Below are 20,483 nucleotides of genomic sequence, written 5' to 3'. Positions count from 1 at the left end.
ACTGCCTTACTGCCTTACTGCCCTATTGCCCTACTGCCCTAACTCAACCGCCGTGATCCGCCGGTTCTCGAACTTGATGCCGATCTTCCCCTCGATGAGATCGAGCGCCTTCTGACCGAACACCTCGCGACGCCAGCCGTGCAGGGCAGGCACATTGGCCTTGCCGCCTTCTGTGGCAATCTTGTCGATGTCGTCCGAACTGGCCACGATCTTTGCTGCAACGCCGTATTCTTCCGTTACAAGCTTGAGCAACACCTTGAGAATATCTGCAGCAGCGGCGCTGCCTTCCGGCGAATGCGACGGCTTCGGCAATTTCGGCAAATCTTCCTTGGGGATTTCAAGCGCGGACTGGATCGCGGTAACAAGACCTGCAGCCTGCGCCGACCGCTCCCATCCTTTGGGAATCGAGCGCAAACGGCCCAGCGCTTCCGAGTCACGCGGCTGCTGCAGTGCGATTTCAGCTATGGTGTCGTCCTTGATGATGCGTCCGCGCGGCACATTGCGCTCGCGTGCTTCGCGTTCACGCCAGGCGGCCACAGCCTGCACGATGGCAAGTTCAAGCGGCTTTCGCACGCGGGCTTTCACGCGCCGCCACGCATCATCCGGATGCAGGTCGTAGGTTTCGCGGGAAGTCAACACCGCCATTTCCTCGTTTACCCACTCGCTGCGGCCTTCTTTGCGAAGTTCTTCCTTCAGATAGAGGTAGATATCGCGCAGATAGGTAACGTCCGCGAGAGCATAGTCGAGCTGCTTTTCCGAAAGCGGCCGCCGACGCCAGTCGGTGAATCGCGACGACTTGTCGATGTGCTTGCCGGTGACCTTCTGGACAAGCTGGTCGTAGGAAATCGCATCACCGAAACCGCAGACCATCGCCGCGACCTGACTGTCGAAGACTGGCGAGGGGATAAGATTGCCGAGATGGAAGACGATTTCGATATCCTGCCGTGCGGCGTGGAAAACCTTGACGATCTTCTCGTCCGCCATCAGGCGGAAGAAGGGCGCAAGGTCGAGACCCGGCGCAAGCGCGTCCACAAGCGCCGTATGGTCCGGCGAAGCCATTTGGATAAGGCACAATTCCGGCCAGAACGTCGTTTCACGGATGAATTCCGTATCAACCGTAACGAAGTCGGATTTGGCGAGGGCGGATACGGCCTCTTCAAGGGCCTCAGTGGTCGTAATCAGATGCATGTCAACCTTTTAGAGCATTTCCAGCAAAAGTGCGAAGCGGTTTTGCGTCGGATAATGCGACAAAACAAAGAGACAAAGCTTTGCCGCTTGTCGCTAAATAATCAGTAAGTAGCGTTCCGCAGAGCGTGCTCATAGTGTTTTTTGTCGACACGTTACGTCAAGGTGGTTTAACACCAAAACCCGTAGGGAGTGCAGACTTGACAAAACCCGGTCAAAATGCGCTTTTCCGCGAGAATTTAAAGCGTTTCCGTCAGTTAGTACTGACTTATTATTCCAAAGGCAGAAATCATGCACCGTTACCGCAGCCATACCTGCGCAGCCCTTCGCAAGACGGACGTTGGTTCGAACGTTCGCCTTTCCGGATGGGTTCACCGCGTCCGTGACCATGGCGGCATTCTCTTCATCGATCTTCGCGATCATTACGGCATTACCCAGATCGTGGCCGATCCCGATTCGCTCGCCTTCAAGGTTGCCGAAACCGTTCGCGGCGAATGGGTTATCCGTGTCGATGGTGAAGTGAAGGCCCGCGCAGACGATGCGGTCAATACGAATCTGCCGACTGGCGAGGTGGAAATCTTCGCAACCGAAATCGAAGTGCTGGCCGCTGCCAAGGAATTGCCGCTGCCTGTCTTCGGCGAGCCGGATTATCCGGAAGATATCCGCCTGAAGTATCGCTTCCTCGATCTGCGCCGCGAAACGCTGCACAAGAACATCATGAGCCGCACGAAGATCATCGCCGCGATGCGTCGCCGCATGACCGAAATCGGCTTCAACGAGTTCACCACGCCAATCCTGACGGCTTCCTCGCCCGAAGGCGCGCGCGACTTCCTCGTACCGAGCCGTATTCATGAAGGCAAGTTTTACGCGCTGCCGCAGGCGCCGCAGCAATACAAGCAGCTTCTGATGGTTGCCGGTTTCGACCGCTACTTCCAGATCGCGCCTTGCTTCCGCGACGAAGACCCGCGTGCCGACCGCCTGCCGGGCGAGTTCTACCAGCTCGACCTTGAAATGAGCTTCGTGACCCAGGAAGAAGTCTGGGAAACGATGGAACCGGTTATGCGCGGCATCTTTGAAGAGTTTGCCGAAGGCAAGCCGGTAACGCAGACCTTCCGTCGCATCGCCTATGACGACGCGATCCGCACCTATGGTTCGGACAAGCCGGACCTGCGTAACCCGATCGAGATGCAGGCCGTGACCGACCATTTTGCGGGTTCCGGCTTCAAGGTCTTCGCAAACATGATCGCCAACGATCCAAAGGTCGAGGTCTGGGCAATCCCGGCCAAGACCGGCGGTTCGCGCGCATTCTGCGACCGTATGAATTCCTGGGCGCAGAGCGAAGGCCAGCCGGGCCTCGGCTATATCTTCTGGCGAAAGGAAGGCGACAAGCTCGAAGGCGCTGGCCCGATTGCCAAGAACATCGGCGAAGAGCGCACTGAAGCGATCCGCACGCAGATGGGTCTGGAAGACGGCGATGCCTGCTTCTTCGTGGCCGGCCTGCCGTCCAAGTTCTACAAGTTCGCAGGCGATGCCCGCACGCGTGCTGGTGAAGAACTGAACCTCGTTGATCGCGACCGTTTTGAACTCGCCTGGATCATCGACTTCCCGTTCTACGAATGGGACGAGGACAACAAGAAGCTCGACTTCGCGCACAATCCGTTCTCCATGCCGCAGGGCGGTATGGACGCGCTGGAAAACCAGGACCCGCTGGAAATCAAGGCCTACCAGTACGATCTCGTCTGCAACGGTTTTGAAATCGCTTCCGGTTCGATTCGTAACCAATTGCCGGACGTCATGGTCAAGGCGTTTGAAAAGGTTGGCCTGAGCCAACAGGATGTGGAAGAGCGTTTCGGCGGCCTCTACCGTGCGTTCCAGTACGGTGCGCCTCCGCATGGCGGTATGGCCGCCGGTATCGACCGCGTCATCATGCTTCTGGTCGGTGCGAAGAACCTGCGCGAAATCTCGCTGTTCCCGATGAACCAGCAGGCGCTCGATCTTCTGATGAACGCGCCTTCGGATGTGTCGCCCGCGCAGCTGCGTGACCTTCATATCCGTCTGGCTCCGGTTCAAAAGAGCTAAAACTGATAGAAAAACCCGGCCTTGAGCCGGGTTTTTTATGCATCTGAAAAAGCCCGGTGAAAAAAATCACCGGGCTTTTTCATTTTAATTGTTGGCGTCGACGCTGACTTTCAGCAGCTGGATGATCTTCGTCGGGTCCAGCGATGCGGTAGCAACGATGGAAGCGAAGGTCACCGGCTGGTCCGGCGACGCGCTAATGGTGAGCGACTTCGGATCGTCGAAGAACTTGTCGGATGCAGCCTTGAGCTGCTGGGCGAATTCCGGGTTCTTCAGCTGTGTCGCCATCAGCGGAACCATCATTTTCAGCTGCTCGCCAAGCTGCTTGCCATCGGCGCCCTGTTGCTTGGCATAATAATCCAGAAGCTTCTGGGTCAGTGTTTCGTTGTCGAATCGGATCGACAGGTTCTTGAGATTCAGCTGTTCTGCCAAGCCCAGAATGGCGAGACCGGCAGCGTCCTTGTCTGCGTCGGCCTTGCTCATGCTTTCCTGGGTCTTCTGTACGGCTTCGAGGAAAGCCAAATCATAACCGCCCAGGCTGCCGGTGATGTTGATCTTGCCGAGTTCCCTTGCCTGCAGCTCCAGCTGGTCCAGCGAAGTGTCGCCCGAAGCCGGTGACCAGCTGCCCTTGGAGTTCAGCGAACCGTTGAAGGTATTCATGTCAAGCGGTGCAAGCGGGTTCTTGCCGCCCTTTTCAAAGGTCGCGTCGATATTGGCAATGGTCCAGACATAATCGATCTTCTCGGCCTTGTTGGACGTGTCGAGCGACAGGTCGAACCCCTTTACAGTGGCGCCATCCGTGCCGGGCGTGCCGAACTGGATTTCGTCGATCTTCAGCTTGTCATACATGACCATGCTGTCGAGCGGCCCCTTGGCCGTTTCCGACGGAATATGGACATTCTGCATGGCAAGGCCCTTGATCTCGGCCTTGTCGTTCTTGTCGGCCTCACCGGCAAAGGCGAGGTCGGGTACGGTGACCTGTTCGATGCTATAGCCGCCGTCCGGTGCATCCTGAACGTTCTGGAGTGTCACGTCGCCGAGGGCGGTTTCTTTTTCACCGACCGTCGGGAGCTTGATTTTGGTGCCCTGAAGCACGATGTCGGAGCCATTCGCCTGAACATTGGCAAAGCTAAGCTCGCCGCCCTGTTTTGCGTAGAGCGCCTTGATGCGCTCGGCGACTGCATTGGCATCTGCCGCCATGGCCGCGCTGCCGAAAATCAGCGAAAGCGCTGTACCGGCGGCTAAAACACGTGCCGCTGGCTTGATATTGACGAATACCTGCATTCGAAGCTCCTGCCTAATCTCTAGTATAGCGCGGCATTCATAGGCGGAAATCATGCGCAATAACAACATGATTTCCTCAGCCTGCGATTGCAGCCGGGGAAACTTGCCCCCAACAGCTCTATAGGACACAAATGGCGGCAGGATTGCGACTATTGCACACTACAGCATCGGCCCAAAAATCGGAATCGATTTTTGGAAAGCACGATGCGTAGATTCAATAAGTTAGGGCGACCTTTGTGCGTCCAAATGGACGCACGACGCACTAATGTACTGGATTGGTTCTCCTGAACTCTTGCTGGCGAATCGCGCAGTTGGTACTGAGAGACATGGGAAAAAGTCTGATTCCGCCGGATGACGGCGAAGAACACATCGAGCGGGTCGACCTCAAATCGGCTCTCGAGGAACGTTACCTCGCTTATGCGCTGTCGACGATCATGCATCGCGCGCTGCCGGACGTGCGCGACGGCCTGAAGCCGGTGCATCGCCGCATCATGCACGCCATGCGTCTGTTGCGCCTCAATCCCGATCAGGCCTATGCGAAATGCGCCCGCATCGTCGGCGATGTGATGGGCAAGTTCCATCCCCATGGCGACGCGTCGATCTACGATGCGCTGGTGCGTCTGGCTCAGGATTTCGCGGTGCGCTATCCGCTTGTGGACGGGCAGGGCAATTTCGGCAATATTGATGGCGATAACGCGGCTGCCATGCGCTACACCGAAGCGCGCATGACGGAAGTTGCGACGCTGCTGCTGGAAGGCATCAACGAAAACGCCATTGATTTTCGCCCGACCTATAATGAAGAGGATGAAGAACCGATCGTTCTTCCGGGCGCTTTCCCGAACCTGCTTGCAAACGGTTCGGCGGGCATTGCGGTCGGCATGGCGACCAATATTCCGCCGCATAATGTGGCGGAGCTTTGCTCGTCCGCACTCTATCTCATCAATCATCCCGACGCGCCGGTGGAGGAACTCGTTACCTCGCCGGAACAATGGGAAGAACTGAAGCGCGAAGCCGAGACTGATCCGGCTGCACTGTTGAAATGCAAGGTGCGCGGCCCGGATTTCCCGACGGGCGGCATCCTTGTCGAAGAGCACGGCAATATTCTCGACGCCTATCGCACGGGCCGCGGCGCATTTCGCGTTCGTGCCCGCTGGGAGAAGGAAGAGGGCAATCGCGGCACCTGGGTGATCGTCGTCACCGAAATTCCCTATCAGGTGCAGAAATCGCGACTGATCGAAAAGATCGCCGAGCTGCTGCTGGCAAAGAAGCTGCCATTGCTCGACGACATTCGCGATGAATCGGCGGAAGACATCCGCATCGTTCTGGAGCCGAAGAACCGTTCGGTCGATCCCGCGCTTTTGATGGAATCGCTGTTCAAGCTGACCGAGCTGGAAAGCCGCGTTTCGCTCAACATGAACGTGCTGTCGCACGGCAAGGTGCCGAACGTTCTGTCGCTGGGCAGCGTTCTGCGTGAGTGGCTCGACCACCGCAAGGAAGTGCTTGTCCGCCGCTCGCAATATCGTCTGGCGGAGATCGAAAGACGGCTGGAAATCCTTGGCGGCTTTCTGATCGCCTATCTTAATCTCGATGAGGTGATCCGCATCATCCGCGAGGAGGATGAGCCGAAACAGGAATTGATGCGGACATTCGAACTGACCGACGTTCAGGCCGAGTCGATCCTTAACATGCGCCTGCGTTCCTTGCGCAAGCTTGAGGAATTCGAAATCCGCAAGGAGTTCGATGATCTTACCGCCGAGAAGGCGGATCTCGAAGGTCTGCTCGCTTCCGGCACGCGCCAGTGGAAGAAGATCAGCGCCGAAATCAAGTCGGTGCGCGAGAAGTTTGGCCCGAAGACCAAGTTGGGCGCACGTCGTACGACTTTTGCCAATGCGCCCACTCATGACCTTGAAGATATTCATCAGGCGATGATCGAGCGTGAGCCTGTTACCATCGTGGTGTCGGAAAAGGGCTGGCTGCGCGCGATGAAGGGGCATCTGGCCGACTTCTCGACGCTTTCGTTCAAGGAGGGCGACAAGCTCAAGCTCGCTTTCCATGCCGAGACCACCGACAAGCTTCTGTTCTTCACGACGGGCGGCAAGTTCTTCACCATCGGCGCCAACACGCTTCCGGGCGGTCGCGGCCATGGCGAGCCGATCCGCATCCTCGTCGATATGGAAAACGATCAGGATATCCTGACCGCCTTCGTGCATGATCCGGCGGCGAAACTGCTGTTGGTCAGCCACGAGGGTAACGGTTTCATTGTTCCGGAAAACGAGGCGGTCGCCAACACCCGCAAGGGCAAGCAGGTGATGAACGTCAAGGCTCCGGACGAGGCGAAGCTGTGCCAGCGCGTTTCCGGCGATCACATTGCTGTCGTCGGTGAGAATCGCAAGATGGTGGTCTTCCCGCTTTCCGATATCCCGGAAATGACCCGCGGCAAGGGCGTGCGCCTGCAAAAGTACAAGGATGGCGGCGTATCCGACGTCCGCACCTTTGCGATTGCCGAAGGGCTTTCCTGGCAGGATTCGGCAGAGCGCACCTTCAATCGCAGCAAGGAAGAGCTTGTCGAATGGATCGGCGCGCGCGCCTCTGCCGGCCGTCTGGTCCCGAAGGGCTTCCCGCGTTCGGGCAAGTTCTGAATCGTTCGGAGCCGCAAGAAGTTGCGGTCGATTTGCGGGTAGTTGCTGAATAACATGGGATGCGGCCATACAGGCCGCGCTCCAGGAGGTTCCATGCACGTTCGCCCGGCTTTATCTGACGATGCCGCCAAAATTTGTGACGTTTTGAGGCGCTCCATTACCGAGCTTTGCACGGTCGATCATGAGGGACGCGACGATATTCTGCTGCCTTGGCTCGCCAACAAGACCCCGGAAAATGTGAGCAAGTGGATAGGAACGCCGTTTCAATCGTTGCTCGTCGCCGAAATCGGCAGCGCCATGGCGGGGGTCGGGCTGGCGACGGACAAGGGGGAAATCCTGCTGAATTACGTCGCGTCGGAGTTTCGCTTCCACGGTGTCAGCAAGGTGCTCATGTCGGAGCTTGAGAGCTACCTTTTGCTGCGCGAGGTGACGGTTGCCCGCCTTGTCAGCACGGAAACGGCGCGTCGATTTTATCAGGGAATAGGCTACAGGCCCGCAGGCGAACCGCAGTTATGGTGGGGCAGGAAACTGTCATATCCGATGGAAAAACAGCTCGCGCCCTAACCCTCGAACCGCTGCCAGCCGCGGGGGCCCAGATGCTCCTGCGGTGTGAAGCGAATCTTATATTGCATTTTCCGCGATCCTTCGACCCAATAGCCGAGATAGACATGCGGCAGGCCCGCCGCATGTGCGCGCTGGATATGGTCGAGGATCATATAGGTGCCGAGCGAGCGCTCATGCATATGCGGCGAGAAAAATGAATAGACCATCGACAGCCCGTCGGCCATCACGTCGGTCAGAGCCACGGCAACCAGTTCGCCATCGCCTTTCGGATCGATGAAACTGTCCGGCCCGCGCTTGCGATATTCGATGATCTGCGTATTGACGTGGGTATCCTCCACCATCATCGCATAGTCGAGAACGGTCATGTCCGACATGCCGCCGGAACGGTGGCGCGCGTCGAGATAATCGCGGAAGAGCGCATATTGTTCGGTGCTGGGCTGTGCCTTGTGCACACGCCCGATCAGGTCGCGGTTCTGGTTCCAGATGCGGCGCATATTGCGCGTCATTTCAAATTCACCGGCCAGTATGCGCACAGAAACGCACGCTCTGCACAATTCGCAGGCCGGGCGGTAGGCAATGTTCTGGGAGCGGCGAAAACCGCCCTGGGTCAGAAGATCGTTGATCTCGTTGGCCTTGTCGCCGACCAGATGCGTAAAGACTTTTCGCTCCATCTGACCCTCAAGATAAGGGCAGGGCGAGGGAGCTGTCAGAAAGAACTGCGGAGACTGTTGCGGTTGATGGGTCATTCAATATCCACGAAATGGTAATACCGAAACCATCACGATACTGTTTGTAAGGATTGAGCCGACGGCACAAAACGTCAATAGGCATTTTGCGCAGCCGGCTCTGAATTTTTTTGATCTGAAGCGTATCCCGAAAAGTGGGAACTGCTCGATCGCTTATCGATCTGAACGAATGACAGCCGTGCCAAGCAGAAGATCGTGCACCGTGCGCTTGCGGTCGAGAACGAGCGTCGCAAGCAGGATCAGCGGCGTCAGCACCACATTGAGACCCCAGAACAAAACCGTGTGAACGATAGCGAGCATCGGATCGACCGTGCCGCCTTCAAGCCGGACGAGCTTGATGTTCATCATCTGCATGCCCTTGGTGGCCTGCTGCGGCCCGCCCAGCGTGCGCGCCACATAAAACAGCGCGACCATCGGAAACATGATGCCATAGAGCATCCAGCCGAGACTGAGCGTAATGATGCCGAGGATTGCAATGATGATTGCTGCCGGGATGCAGAGCAAAAAGACAATCAGGTAATCGATCAGAAAAGCCATTATGCGGCGCGTGCGCACGCCTTCAAAGAATGCGCGGCTTTCATAACGCGGACCCATGACTTCGCCGTGCAGAATGTGGTCGGACATTGTTCCTTCCAGTCGTTTCCAGAGAAGCGCCCGGCGAATGAAACGACCGGCGCTGTCCCGCCACCTCGGCGGAACACACAACAACATGGGAACCGAAATCGGCGGTTTCAAGGAAAATTGAAGATTTCCCGCCGGAAGAACTGGCAGCTTAGCCCTGTTGCTTAAGCTTTTCAGCCACTTCTATTGCGAAATAGGTGAGGATTCCGTCACAGCCTGCGCGCTTGAACGCCAGAAGGCTTTCCATCATGACCTTTTCTTCGTCGATCCAGCCATTGATCCCGGCGGCCCTGATCATCGCGTATTCACCCGACACCTGATAGGCATAGGTGGGAAGACGGAACTCGCTCTTCAGGCGATGGATGATGTCGAGATAGGGCAGGCCGGGCTTCACCATCAGCATATCCGCGCCTTCGGCAATATCCTGCTCGGCTTCGCGCACGGCTTCTTCCGGATTGGCCGGATCGAGATAATAGGTCTTCTTGTCGCCTTTCAGCAGTCCCTGCGTGCCGATGGCATCGCGATAAGGGCCATAGAAGGCCGAAGCGAATTTGGTGGCATAGGACATGATCGGCAGGTGGCTGAACCCATGTTCGTCCAACGCCTGTCGCACGGCACCGACGCGGCCGTCCATCATATCGGAAGGCGCAATGATATCGGCACCGGCTTCGGCTTGCGAAAGCGCACCGCGAACCACCATGGCAACCGATTCGTCATTGACGATCTCGCCGTTCCGCAAAATGCCGTCATGGCCATGCGTGGTGAAGGGATCGAGCGCTGCATCGGTGATGATGCCGATTTCCGGCACTTCCTTCTTGATTGCGCGCACGGCGCGATTGATCAGATTGTCCGGGCTTGCGACGAAGGCGCCGTCCTCGGTCTTCACTTCCAGCTTTTCGCGCGGGAAGGGAGCAATTGCAGGAATGCCAAGCCTTGCAGCCTTTTCCGCCATGCGCACGGCCATATCGACCGAATAGCGTTCGACGCCGGGCATTGCTTCCACAGGCTCCGCCACGCCGGTTCCATAGGTCAGGAAGAAAGGCAGGATAAGGTCGTCGACCGTCAGTCGGGTTTCCTGCACCAGCCTGCGCGACCAGTCGGCCTTGCGCATGCGGCGCAGACGTCTGCTGCCGGTAACGTCATCGACATGCTGGCTGATATTGGCGGGCAGGTATTTGGACTGGCGGTCGGTCATCAAGCTATTCCCGAGAATTGATCCCTTGGATTATGAAATCTCAAGGCTGATATCGGATGCGCACCGTTTATCATGGGAAAAGTGATGAAACCAAGAACATTGACCTGTGCAGGATTGACGCGGGGCGTCTCACTTTCTACCCATTTGATGGAACGGGAGACACGATATGCAGATTGACTTCGGCGGTGGCAGCGAAATCAGCTTTGAACGCAAGGGGAAGGCGGGGCTTGTGAAGCTTACGCGGACCGAAGCCCTTAATGCGCTCACGCATAAAATGATTCTGGCGTTGGATCGCGCATTGCAGACCTGGGAAGAAGATCCGGAGGTGGCCTGTGTGATTCTGGAAGGCGAAGGGCGAGCATTCTGCGCGGGCGGCGATGTGGTTGCGGCCTATAAGGCGGGACGGTCTGGAACGCCTGCCTATGAGTTTTTTCGTGACGAATATCGGCTCAATGCCCGGATCGGACGTTTTCCGAAGCCCTATATCTCGCTCATTAACGGGATCGTCATGGGCGGCGGTGCGGGTATTTCCGTTCATGGTTCGCATCGCATCGTGACTGAAAACACCATGTTCGCCATGCCGGAGACCGGCATCGGCTTCTTTCCCGATGTGGGCGGCAGTGCTTTCCTTCCGCATCTGCATGACAATTTCGGCTACTATCTGGCGCTGACCGGCAATCGCATCCGCTGGGGTGACTGCCTGCAGAGCGGCATTGCAACCCACGCCGTAGCCGCAAGCGATCTGCACGATTTGCGGGACGATATCATTGCGACTGCCGATATTGATGCGGCATTGACGCGCAGCCAGTATCCCGATTTTGAAACCGCGGTCGAAACGCGCCAGATCATCGCTGAGTGTTTTTCCGGCGCAACGCTTGGCGATTGTGTGGCGGCCCTTGAAAAAGAAGCGGAAGCGGGCAACAAGGCTGCAATGGACATCGTGAATGTGATCGCCACCCGCTCGCCAACCAGCGTCGCGGTGACGTTCCGCCAGATTACCGACGGCCGTCCACTTGATCTCGATGATTGCATGCGTATGGAATACCGCATTGCCAACCGGATGCTGGAAGCGCACGATTTCTATGAGGGCGTTCGTGCATTGCTCATAGACAAGGATGGTGCGCCTGCGTGGAAACCGGCAAACCTCGATGAGGTGAAGCCTGAACAGGTCAATGCCTATTTTGCAAATCTGGGTGACAGGGAACTGACCTTTTGATGCATATGAACGAGTTGCGCCAGCATACCCAGCCGAGCGGAACCGAATGGGCCTTTACATGGTTCGTTCGGATACTTGCTCTCGTGGCTCTGGCCAGCGGCGTTTTCTACTGGATCAGGCTGATCGGACTTCACCCGGGACTTCTCTGGCGTTTCGATCTGATGCCCTGGCCCTGGCAGACCGCGGTCGTCGCTCTGGCTGTTCTGATGCCGGTTGCGGCAACCGGATTGTGGATGCGGGCGCCCTGGGGGCCTGTGCTGTGGTTCGTGGCGGCACTCGGCGAAATCGCCATTTATTCCGTTTTTTCCCGGCATTTCGAATACAGGCCGCTGACCGTTGGGTTCAACGCGGCTTGTATAGGTATTTATATCGTCTTTCGTATTCTGCTCTTTTTCGAGAAAAGACGGCAAGCACGTGCGAGCCTGCAGGTCTGACCTCTTAAAGCGTGTCGCGCTTTATCGTAGTCATACGACACGCTTTAAGCTTTTATTCTCATGCATGTCTTTATCCCATCGTAGCGGGATCAGAAATCAGTCCAGTGGACTGATTTCCCCGCGAAGGCGGTTCCCACTTTTGGGAGACATGCATTAAAGCGCCTGCGTGCCTTCATAGCGGGCGAAGGGCTTCGTCATCTGACCCTTGAAGAGCAGGACATCATAGGTATCGGCTTTGCGGCCCGGCATTTCCATGCCCGGCGATCCCATCGGCATGCCGGGCGCAGTCAGTCCCGTTGCCTGCGGGCGTTCTGCCAGCAACTGCTTCACCGCACCGGCCGGAACATGCCCCTCAATGACATACCCATCCACCACCGCCGTGTGGCATGAGGCAAGATTTGCGCCGACGCCATACTTTGCCTTTACGGCGTCCATCGCCTCCTCGACCTTGACGGTGACATTGAAGCCAGCAGCTTTCATGTGGTCTGCCCAGCCGTCGCAGCACCCGCAGTAAGGGTCTTTATACATGGTCATTTGTGGAGCTGTGGTAACCGGTTCGGCATGAGCGAAATTCGTAAAGCCGGTAAAGCTTAAAAGCCCGCCGACCACAAAATACTGTGCAAGACGAAGCGCCATGGTCCCTCCAATAGATTGTTGATGGCTCGTATCTACCTGCTATCGACACACTTCTCAAATGACGAAAGTTTAATGTGGCGACCTTGCGAAGCCCCGGAAAACCGGCATGTTTGCACTGAAACCGTGCTTTCAGATCAAGCCTCATAAATGGCGCGGAGTAAGCAAACATTAAGCCTGAATGACCAATCTCTCCGGTAAGTTACTGTTAAGGCTGACTTTTAAGTCGAATTTTATGCATCTCCCCTAAATTCCTCTCCAGACAAGGTGAAAACAATACACCGCATAAAACAGGAAGAGAGCTGCATCATGGTTTCATGAAATGCGGCTCCGGCAGAGAGGCAAAAGAAATGACCAACGCACAGCGCAAGACGGACATATCCGCTCCGCTCATGACACCGGAAACTGCACTTCGTTCGCTTTATCTGGAAGCACTCCAGCTGGTCGAGCGTCTGCATCGTCGCCTGCTTGATGTCGTTAAGGACGAATTTGACCGTAACGGCCAGAACGACATCAACGCGACGCAGGCACTTTTGCTGTTCAATATCGGTAATTCGGAACTGACCGCCGGTGAACTGCGCTCACGCGGTTACTATCTCGGCTCCAATGTTTCGTACAATCTCAAGAAGCTTGTCGACATGGGCTTCATCCACCATCAGCGTTCGCGCGTCGACCGCCGTTCGGTACGCGTCAGCCTGACCGACAAGGGCAATGAGATCGCCAGCCAGGTGGCCTCGCTCTACGAGCGCCATATCGCATCGATCGAGCAGGTCGGCGGTATCCAGGTCGAAGAATTCATGGCGATGAACAAGTCGCTGCAGCGCCTTGACCGTTTCTGGAACGACAGCATCGCCTATCGGCTCTAAACTAACTGAGTGCTGGCTGGCGGAAAGCTTTGTTGCAGAACTGTCACAACGGGCTGCCATTGAGAAGAATAAGGCGCTGTGAAGCTCCCAATCGTAAGGCGCATGGCTTGAAATTCCGGCCGTGCGACATGATTAAGCCATAAAAAACGACATAAGCGTTTTAGAACGGCACGGGCAATATTGTGCCACCTTCAGTCAGGAATGGGCTCGAAATCGAATTTCGGATAAGCGAGCAGCTTTGCGTTGCTTGCAATCCGGTTATCGCCTTGTTGACCTATTGCTGATATTCTCTGGGAAGATCCCGCGCGAGCGGTTAGCCTTTTGGGACTAAGCAAAATGACCAAGACCGACAGACCAGCCGATGCTTTCAGAGTAGATCGCCGGAGTTTCCTGCGCGGCGCGGCAACCGCCGGCCTTTCCGTGGCTGCCTCCGCCATGGTTTCATCGGCTTATGCTCAGCAAGCTCTGACCGACGTTATCGGATCCTCGCGCCGCGGCAACTGGGCTGACCAGTTCGACGCCCGTGCAACGGGCGGCCAGCGGGTCGCGACCAACCAGCCGGTTTTGAGCCCGCAGACGGTCGGCAATCTCCAGACTGCTATAGCGCAATATACCGATATTGCCGGTCGCGGTGGCTGGCCGAGCGTGCCGGGCAACGCAAAGCTTCAGATCGGTGTCACCGATCCGTCCGTGCAGGCGCTGCGCAAGCGCCTCATGATTTCCGGCGATCTGCCGCAGGAAGCCGGGCTTTCCAGTTCTTTCGACACCTATGTCGATGCTGCCGTGAAGCGCTTCCAGTCCCGTCATGGCCTGCCGGCCGACGGTGTTATGGGGCAGTTTACCTATGCGGCCATGAATGTGGACGCAAATACCCGCCTCGGACAGCTCCAGACCAACCTGCAGCGCCTTTCGCCTCTGGCCAATCAGGGTATGCAGGAACAGCGTTTCGTGATGGTCAACATTCCGGCTGCACGTATCGAGGCCGTTGAAGGCGGCAGCGTCGTGCAACGCCATACGGCGGTTGTCGGCAAGATCGACCGTCAGACGCCCATCCTCAATTCGAAGATCCACGAAGTCATTCTCAATCCTTACTGGACTGCACCGAAGTCGATCATCCAGAAGGACATCATTCCGCTGATGCGGAAAGACCCGCAATATCTGGCGAAGAACAAGATCCGCCTCTACGACCAGTCCGGTCAGGAAGTTGCGCCGGAAAGCATCGACTGGAATACGGACGATGCAGTGAAGCTGATGTTCCGTCAGGATCCCGGCAAGATCAACGCTATGTCTTCGACGAAGATCAACTTCCACAACCAGCACGCAGTCTATATGCACGATACACCGCAGAAGAGCTATTTCAACAAGCTCATGCGCTTCGACTCGTCAGGCTGCGTCCGCGTCCAGAACGTGCGCGATCTCGACGTATGGCTGTTGAAGAACACTGCCGGCTGGGATCGCCAGAACATCGAAAGCACGATCAAATCCGGCACGAATACCCCGATCCAGCTTGCTGATCCGGTTCCGTTGCACTTTGTCTACATTTCCGCCTGGTCTACCGGCGATGGTGTGGTGCAGTTCCGCGATGACATCTACAAGATGGATGGTGCGACCGAACTCGCACTCGGCACCGACACCTGATTCTCATCCTGAGTTTGAATTTTCGAAGCCGTCCGGACCCGTTCCGGGCGGCTTTTTCGTCTCTGTTGAATTATCAAATCGGTTTGCCGCATTTTGGAACATGCTTTTCGCTTTGCGGCCATTGGCCTTGTGCTCCCAAGTGTGATAATGCGCCTCATCCATATAGCTTTTACCGGCTAACCCGGAGGGTGTGAAATATGTCTCAAGCCAACGCCGCCGCCAAGAACGCGTCGTCCGACGTTTTCTTCAATGCAAGCCTCGAGGACATTGATTCCGAGATTTTCGGTGCAATCCGCAACGAACTCGGTCGTCAGCGCCATGAAATCGAGCTGATCGCCTCGGAAAACATCGTTTCGCGCGCTGTTCTGGAAGCGCAGGGTTCCATCCTCACCAACAAATATGCCGAAGGCTATCCGGGCAAGCGCTATTATGGCGGCTGCCAGTATGTCGACGTTGTTGAAGAACTGGCCATCGAACGCGCCAAGAAGCTCTTCGGCGCCGAATTCGCCAATGTTCAGCCGAATTCCGGCAGCCAGATGAACCAGGCCGTGTTCCTTGCGCTTCTTCAGCCGGGCGACACGTTCATGGGCCTCGACCTCAATTCGGGCGGTCACCTGACCCATGGTTCGCCGGTCAACATGTCCGGCAAGTGGTTCAATGTCGTGTCCTATGGCGTCCGCAAGGATGATCATCTGCTCGACATGGACGAAGTTGCCCGTCTCGCACGCGAAAACAAGCCGAAGCTCATCCTCGCAGGCGGCACGGCCTATTCGCGCGTCTGGGACTGGAAGCGTTTCCGCGAGATCGCCGACGAAGTGGGTGCGTATCTCATGGTCGATATGGCGCATATTGCCGGCCTCGTTGCCGGTGGTGTCCATCCTTCGCCGGTTCCACATGCGCATGTCTGCACGACGACGACGCACAAATCGCTTCGTGGTCCACGCGGCGGCATGATCCTCACCAACGACGCCGACATTGCCAAGAAGATCAACTCGGCTGTGTTCCCTGGTCTTCAGGGCGGCCCGCTGATGCATGTCATCGCCGGTAAGGCTGTTGCCTTTGCTGAAGCGCTGAAGCCGGAGTTCAAGCTCTATGCCAAGAACGTCGTCGACAATGCGCGCGCGCTGGCTGAAGAGCTGAAGTCGAATGGCCTCGACATCGTTTCGGGCGGCACCGATAACCATCTTATGCTGGTCGATCTGCGTCCCAAGAACGCAACCGGCAAGCGGGCGGAAGCTGCGCTTGGCCGCGCCAACATCACCTGCAACAAGAACGGCATTCCGTTCGACCCTGAAAAGCCGTTTGTGACCTCGGGCGTCCGTCTTGGCACGCCTGCCGGTACGACGCGCGGCTTCGGCGTTGCGGAATTCAAGGAAATCGGTTCGCTGATCGCCGAGGTTCTCGACGGCCTGAAAGTCGCCAATTCCGACGAAGGCAATGCCGCCGTCGAACAGGCGGTAAAGGAAAAGGTCATCGCCCTGACCGACCGCTTCCCGATGTACGGCTACCAGGGATAAGCCTGTTTCCATGATTGACACGAAGCCCCGTTCAACTCTGTTGAGCGGGGCTTTTTTGCCCCCATATCCGGTGGGTCGCATTCGGTAGGTTGATTGGCGCAGATCAGCTATGATCTATGGGAATCAGTCTTCGAAGAGTGAGTGAAAGAGTTCCATGCGTTGTCCCTATTGCCAGTCTGAAGATACGCAAGTGAAGGATTCCCGTCCGGCGGAAGACGGTGCCGTCATTCGCAGGCGCCGCGTCTGTTCGGTCTGCGGCGGGCGTTTCACAACTTTTGAGCGCGTGCAGTTGCGCGACCTGATGGTCGTGAAGAAAAGCGGGCGTCGGGTTCCTTTTGATCGTGACAAGCTGACACGATCCATCGAAGTGGCGCTGCGCAAGCGCGACGTCGATAATGAGCGGGTGGAGCGCGCCATTTCCGGTATTGTCCGCCAGCTCGAAAGTTCGGGTGAGGCGGAGGTGACGTCCGATGAAATCGGGCGGTTGGCGATGGATGCGCTGAAAGGCATCGACGATATTGCCTATATCCGCTTTGCCTCGGTTTACCGTAATTTCAGCAAGGCCGTCGATTTCCACAACGTCATCGATGAACTGACAGTTGCTGAAACCGAGGACGATCTGGACGCTTGAGTATGACTGGCAGCAAATTTCCGCCTTCGAATGCAACTTCGGATGATGTTCGCTTCATGGAGGCGACGATCCGCTTTGCTCGCCGTCACAAGGGGCTGACCGCCACCAATCCCTCTGTTGGTACGATCATCGTCAAGGATGGCGTCATCGTCGGGCGCGGTGTGACTGCATTGGGCGGCAGGCCCCATGCCGAGCCGCAGGCTCTGGCCGACGCGGGCGAAAAGGCGCGTGGTGCAACGGCCTATGTGACGCTGGAGCCATGCGCGCATCACGGACGCACGCCGCCTTGTGCGGAAGCGCTTGTGCGGGCAGGGGTGGCGCGTGTCGTGGTTGCCGCGACCGACCCGGACGAGCGCGTCAGCGGAAAGGGTTTTGCCATTCTGCGCGAGGCGGGCATCGAGGTCGTACCCGGCATTCTCGCCCAACAGGCTGCCGATGATCTGGCCGGTTATCTGAATCGATCTGCGAAGAAACGCCCGGAAGTGATTCTGAAGCTTGCGCTTTCTGCCGATGGCATGATCGGCCGCCGGGGCGTAGGGCAGGTCGCGATAACGGGACCGATTGCGCGGGCGCAGTCGCATATTCTGCGAGCGCAAACCGATGTGATCCTGATTGGTATCGAAACAGCCCTGGCCGACGATCCGGTATTGAACTGTCGCCTGCCGGGGCTGGAACAGCGTTCGCCTGTTCGTGTGGTACTCGACAGCGGATTGCGCCTGCCGCTTTCCTCTAAGCTCGTGCAGACCGCGAATGCCCAGCCCTTGTGGGTCGCCTGCGGCGAGGAGGCATTGCCGGAACGGCGCCATGCATTGCAGGCAGCCGGTTGCCGCATTCTTGCAACCGAAGCCCATGATTGCCGTATTGCCTTGCCCGAACTGATGGACGATCTCGCTGCGCAGGGCATTTCCTCGGTTCTCGTCGAGGGCGGAGCAGGTGTTGCGAAAAGCTTTCTGGACGAGGGATTGGTGGATCGGCTTGTCATATTCCGTTCGCCGATGGAAATCGGTGGCGAATACGGGGTTGCCGTGGAAGGGCTTGAAACCCATATCGCAGACGAATTCAAAATTCTGAGGCAGGCGCGCTATGGTGACGATGCCTATACGGAATATGCAAGGAAGACTTACTGATGTTTACAGGCATTATAACCGATATCGGCAAGGTTGACCGGATCAAGCCGCTGAATGAAGGCGTTCTTCTGCGTATTGAAACTGCCTATGATCCCGAAACGATCGAGCTTGGCGCGTCGATCGCCTGTTCCGGTGTGTGCCTTACCGTGGTGGCGCTTCCGGAAAAAGGCACGAATGCGCGCTGGTTCGAGGTGGAGGCATGGGAAGAGGCGCTGCGCCTGACCACGATCTCCAATTGGCAGAACGGACGGAGCATCAATCTGGAGCGCTCGCTGAAACTCGGTGACGAAATGGGTGGCCATCTCGTTTCGGGCCATGTCGATGGGCAGGCCGAAATCGTCGAGCGCAAGGAAGAAGGCGATGCAGTGCGTTTCACCTTGCGCGTGCCGGAAGAACTGGCTCCGTTCATTGCCCAGAAAGGGTCGGTCGCCCTTGATGGTACTTCGCTGACGGTCAATGGCGTCAACGGAAACGAGTTCGATGTGCTGCTGATCCGCCACTCGCTTGAAGTCACGACCTGGGGCGAGCGGAAAGCGGGTGACAAGGTAAATATCGAGATTGACCAGCTGGCACGTTACGCAGCAAGGCTTGCGCAATATCAGAAATAGGCTTAGAGCCTAAAACTCTAAAGCTGTAACAGCATTTCCCGATTTTGAGCGTTGACCGCAATCGTTGCGGTCCGCAAAATTTGTCATGGAGTCTCTCATGTCCAAGCACGAGGCGCATGCGCCGCATTTGCTTATTGTCGAAGCGCGTTTCTACGATGATCTCGCCGACGCGCTTCTGGATGGCGCAAAGGCAGCCTTGGATGAGGCAGGGGCAACCTACGATGTCGTGACGGTTCCAGGTGCTCTTGAGGTTCCGGCGGTTATTTCTTTCGCGCTCGATGGCGAAGACAATGGCGGCACCGAATATGACGGCTTTGTCGCGCTTGGCACAGTTATCCGTGGCGAAACCTATCATTTCGATATCGTGTCCAATGAATCCTGCCGTGCGCTGACCGATCTTGCGGTCGAGGAAAGCATCGCTATCGGCAATGGCATTCTGACCGTCGAAAACGAAGAGCAGGCATGGGTTCGCGCTCGTCGTGAAGACAAGGACAAGGGCGGTTTTGCCGCTCGTGCTGCCCTGACCATGATCGACCTGCGCAAGAAGTTTGGAGTCTGATTACCATGACTTCTTCTACCGAAGGCCGACCGACCCCCAATCTGCCGCGCACGGCGAACAAGCGCGGCGTTGCCCGTCTTGCTGCGGTCCAGGCGCTCTACCAGATGGATGTTGCCGGGACGGGTGTTCTGGAAGTAGTGGCTGAGTACGAAGCTTTCCGTCTCGGCAAGGAAGTGGACGGCACGCAGTATCTTGATGCCGATCCGCAATGGTTCCGCGCAATCGTCGCCGGTGTCGTCAATGAGCAGCTGAAGCTCGATCCGATGATCCATCAGGCACTGACGGAAGACTGGCCGCTGTCGCGTCTCGATTCGACGTTGCGCGCCATTCTCCGTGCAGGCGCATGGGAATTGCAGACGCGCAAGGACGTACCGACGGCTGTGATCGTGTCCGAATATGTCGATATCGCCAAGGCATTCTATACGGAAGAAGAGCCGAAGCTGGTCAACGCCGTGCTTGATCGTCTGGCATTTGTCATTCGTGGCGAGAGCCGCGGCGTGAAGCCACGCTGATCGGGTTTAAGCAACAACAAACATGAAAGAAGGGCTGTGAGAAATCGCAGCCCTTCTTTCATTGTACGCTGGCAAAGAACGACTTGACGTTTGTTAAACCGTTTCGCATGTTGGTCGCGCGGCATTGAGAATGCTGAAATGCAGGGAATCGCGCCAATTGATTGATTCCAAGGCGTAAGTTCCCCGACAAATATACCGTTGAAGCCCGGTATCTCTAATTCGGCTTCAGGCACTTCCATGCCGCTCAATCGGGTCCGGGGAGGGGTTTTCGGGCCTATCCTGCGCATGTGCCTGCCGATGATCGCGGCTCGCGGTCTGACGGTAGCCAGCGCGAGCTCTGGAGCGCGTTTCGATCTGTTTGCAACAGATCGGCGCTCCGATTGTCTGATTGGCCGCGCATCGTTTCCGAAAACCGTTTCACAATTTTCGGGA

At 56.9% G+C, this 20,483-nt stretch carries 19 protein-coding genes; 13 read left to right on the top strand and 6 right to left on the bottom strand.

Going from position 1 to position 20,483, the window contains the following annotated elements; all coding sequences use genetic code 11:
• Positions 1–30: 30 nt before the first annotated feature.
• Complete coding sequence (gene rnd / locus JNC70_RS09815) at positions 31–1,188, bottom strand: ribonuclease D (RefSeq protein ID WP_104753946.1); 1,158 nt, start codon at positions 1,186–1,188, stop codon at positions 31–33.
• A 288-nt stretch (positions 1,189–1,476) separates the two neighbouring features.
• On the opposite strand from rnd, the gene aspS reads away from it, so the two are divergent.
• A complete protein-coding gene (aspS, locus tag JNC70_RS09810; protein WP_104753947.1) occupies positions 1,477–3,264 on the top strand; it encodes an aspartate--tRNA ligase in 1,788 nt (595 codons plus the stop codon).
• An 84-nt stretch (positions 3,265–3,348) separates the two neighbouring features.
• On the opposite strand, the gene JNC70_RS09805 is transcribed toward aspS, so the two are convergent.
• The gene (locus JNC70_RS09805) at positions 3,349–4,545 is read right to left on the bottom strand and encodes an aq_1923 C-terminal domain (protein WP_104753948.1); all 1,197 of its coding nucleotides are present in this window, start codon (positions 4,543–4,545) and stop codon (positions 3,349–3,351) included.
• A 326-nt stretch (positions 4,546–4,871) separates the two neighbouring features.
• On the opposite strand from JNC70_RS09805, the gene JNC70_RS09800 reads away from it, so the two are divergent.
• A complete protein-coding gene (locus tag JNC70_RS09800) occupies positions 4,872–7,184 on the top strand; it encodes a DNA topoisomerase IV subunit A (protein WP_104753949.1) in 2,313 nt (770 codons plus the stop codon).
• A gap of 93 nt (positions 7,185–7,277) precedes the next feature.
• Positions 7,278–7,748: a GNAT family N-acetyltransferase gene (locus JNC70_RS09795; RefSeq protein ID WP_104753950.1), complete on the top strand. Its 471-nt coding sequence runs from the start codon at positions 7,278–7,280 to the stop codon at positions 7,746–7,748.
• Here the strand turns inward: JNC70_RS09795 and JNC70_RS09790 are convergent.
• The 3 genes from JNC70_RS09790 to hemB all read right to left on the bottom strand — a co-directional run bounded on the left by JNC70_RS09790 (position 7,745) and on the right by hemB (position 10,310).
• Complete coding sequence (locus JNC70_RS09790) at positions 7,745–8,494, bottom strand: arginyltransferase (protein ID WP_104753951.1); 750 nt, start codon at positions 8,492–8,494, stop codon at positions 7,745–7,747. The genes JNC70_RS09795 and JNC70_RS09790 overlap by 4 nt on opposite strands.
• 153 nt (positions 8,495–8,647) lie before the next feature.
• Complete coding sequence (locus JNC70_RS09785) at positions 8,648–9,118, bottom strand: RDD family protein (protein WP_104753952.1); 471 nt, start codon at positions 9,116–9,118, stop codon at positions 8,648–8,650.
• A gap of 148 nt (positions 9,119–9,266) precedes the next feature.
• On the bottom strand, positions 9,267–10,310 hold the full coding sequence (gene hemB / locus JNC70_RS09780) for a porphobilinogen synthase (protein ID WP_104753953.1): 1,044 nt from the start codon (positions 10,308–10,310) through the stop codon (positions 9,267–9,269).
• 166 nt (positions 10,311–10,476) lie between these two features.
• Here hemB and JNC70_RS09775 point away from each other — a divergent pair, with 166 nt between their 5' ends.
• Together JNC70_RS09775 and JNC70_RS09770 are read left to right on the top strand one after the other, a co-directional pair.
• The gene (locus JNC70_RS09775; protein WP_104753954.1) at positions 10,477–11,526 is read left to right on the top strand and encodes an enoyl-CoA hydratase/isomerase family protein; all 1,050 of its coding nucleotides are present in this window, start codon (positions 10,477–10,479) and stop codon (positions 11,524–11,526) included.
• Positions 11,526–11,960, top strand: a complete 435-nt coding sequence (locus tag JNC70_RS09770) for a DUF6163 family protein (protein ID WP_104753955.1) — start codon at positions 11,526–11,528, stop codon at positions 11,958–11,960. The genes JNC70_RS09775 and JNC70_RS09770 overlap by 1 nt, the downstream gene beginning before the upstream one ends.
• A 153-nt stretch (positions 11,961–12,113) precedes the next feature.
• Here JNC70_RS09770 and JNC70_RS09765 read toward each other — a convergent pair whose 3' ends face one another.
• A complete protein-coding gene (locus tag JNC70_RS09765) occupies positions 12,114–12,596 on the bottom strand; it encodes a DUF411 domain-containing protein (protein WP_104753956.1) in 483 nt (160 codons plus the stop codon).
• 347 nt (positions 12,597–12,943) lie between these two features.
• On the opposite strand from JNC70_RS09765, the gene ldtR reads away from it, so the two are divergent.
• The 8 genes from ldtR to nusB all read left to right on the top strand — a co-directional run bounded on the left by ldtR (position 12,944) and on the right by nusB (position 20,051).
• Positions 12,944–13,459, top strand: coding sequence for a transcriptional regulator LdtR (ldtR, locus tag JNC70_RS09760; RefSeq protein WP_104753957.1), 516 nt, complete (start codon positions 12,944–12,946; stop codon positions 13,457–13,459).
• Positions 13,460–13,795: 336 nt separating this feature from the next.
• Positions 13,796–15,097, top strand: a complete 1,302-nt coding sequence (locus JNC70_RS09755) for a L,D-transpeptidase family protein (RefSeq protein ID WP_104754106.1) — start codon at positions 13,796–13,798, stop codon at positions 15,095–15,097.
• 197 nt (positions 15,098–15,294) lie between these two features.
• On the top strand, positions 15,295–16,614 hold the full coding sequence (gene glyA, locus JNC70_RS09750) for a serine hydroxymethyltransferase (RefSeq protein WP_104753958.1): 1,320 nt from the start codon (positions 15,295–15,297) through the stop codon (positions 16,612–16,614).
• Positions 16,615–16,768: 154 nt separating this feature from the next.
• Complete coding sequence (nrdR, locus tag JNC70_RS09745; protein ID WP_104753959.1) at positions 16,769–17,245, top strand: transcriptional regulator NrdR; 477 nt, start codon at positions 16,769–16,771, stop codon at positions 17,243–17,245.
• Between the two features lie 2 nt (positions 17,246–17,247).
• Complete coding sequence (gene ribD / locus JNC70_RS09740; RefSeq protein WP_104753960.1) at positions 17,248–18,372, top strand: bifunctional diaminohydroxyphosphoribosylaminopyrimidine deaminase/5-amino-6-(5-phosphoribosylamino)uracil reductase RibD; 1,125 nt, start codon at positions 17,248–17,250, stop codon at positions 18,370–18,372.
• Positions 18,372–18,980 (top strand): riboflavin synthase, encoded by a 609-nt coding sequence (locus JNC70_RS09735; RefSeq protein WP_104753961.1) that lies wholly within the window; start codon positions 18,372–18,374, stop codon positions 18,978–18,980. Before ribD ends, JNC70_RS09735 begins: the two co-directional genes overlap by 1 nt.
• Before the next feature lie 97 nt (positions 18,981–19,077).
• A complete protein-coding gene (locus tag JNC70_RS09730; protein WP_104753962.1) occupies positions 19,078–19,539 on the top strand; it encodes a 6,7-dimethyl-8-ribityllumazine synthase in 462 nt (153 codons plus the stop codon).
• Positions 19,540–19,544: 5 nt separating this feature from the next.
• Positions 19,545–20,051, top strand: coding sequence for a transcription antitermination factor NusB (nusB, locus tag JNC70_RS09725; protein ID WP_104753963.1), 507 nt, complete (start codon positions 19,545–19,547; stop codon positions 20,049–20,051).
• The last annotated feature ends 432 nt before the right edge of the window (positions 20,052–20,483 follow it).

Source organism: Brucella oryzae (assembly GCF_041929965.1).
Classification (GTDB): domain Bacteria; phylum Pseudomonadota; class Alphaproteobacteria; order Rhizobiales; family Rhizobiaceae; genus Brucella; species Brucella oryzae.
The sequence above is the reverse complement of the archived record's forward strand: the minus strand, read 5'-3'. Positions and strand labels throughout refer to the sequence as shown.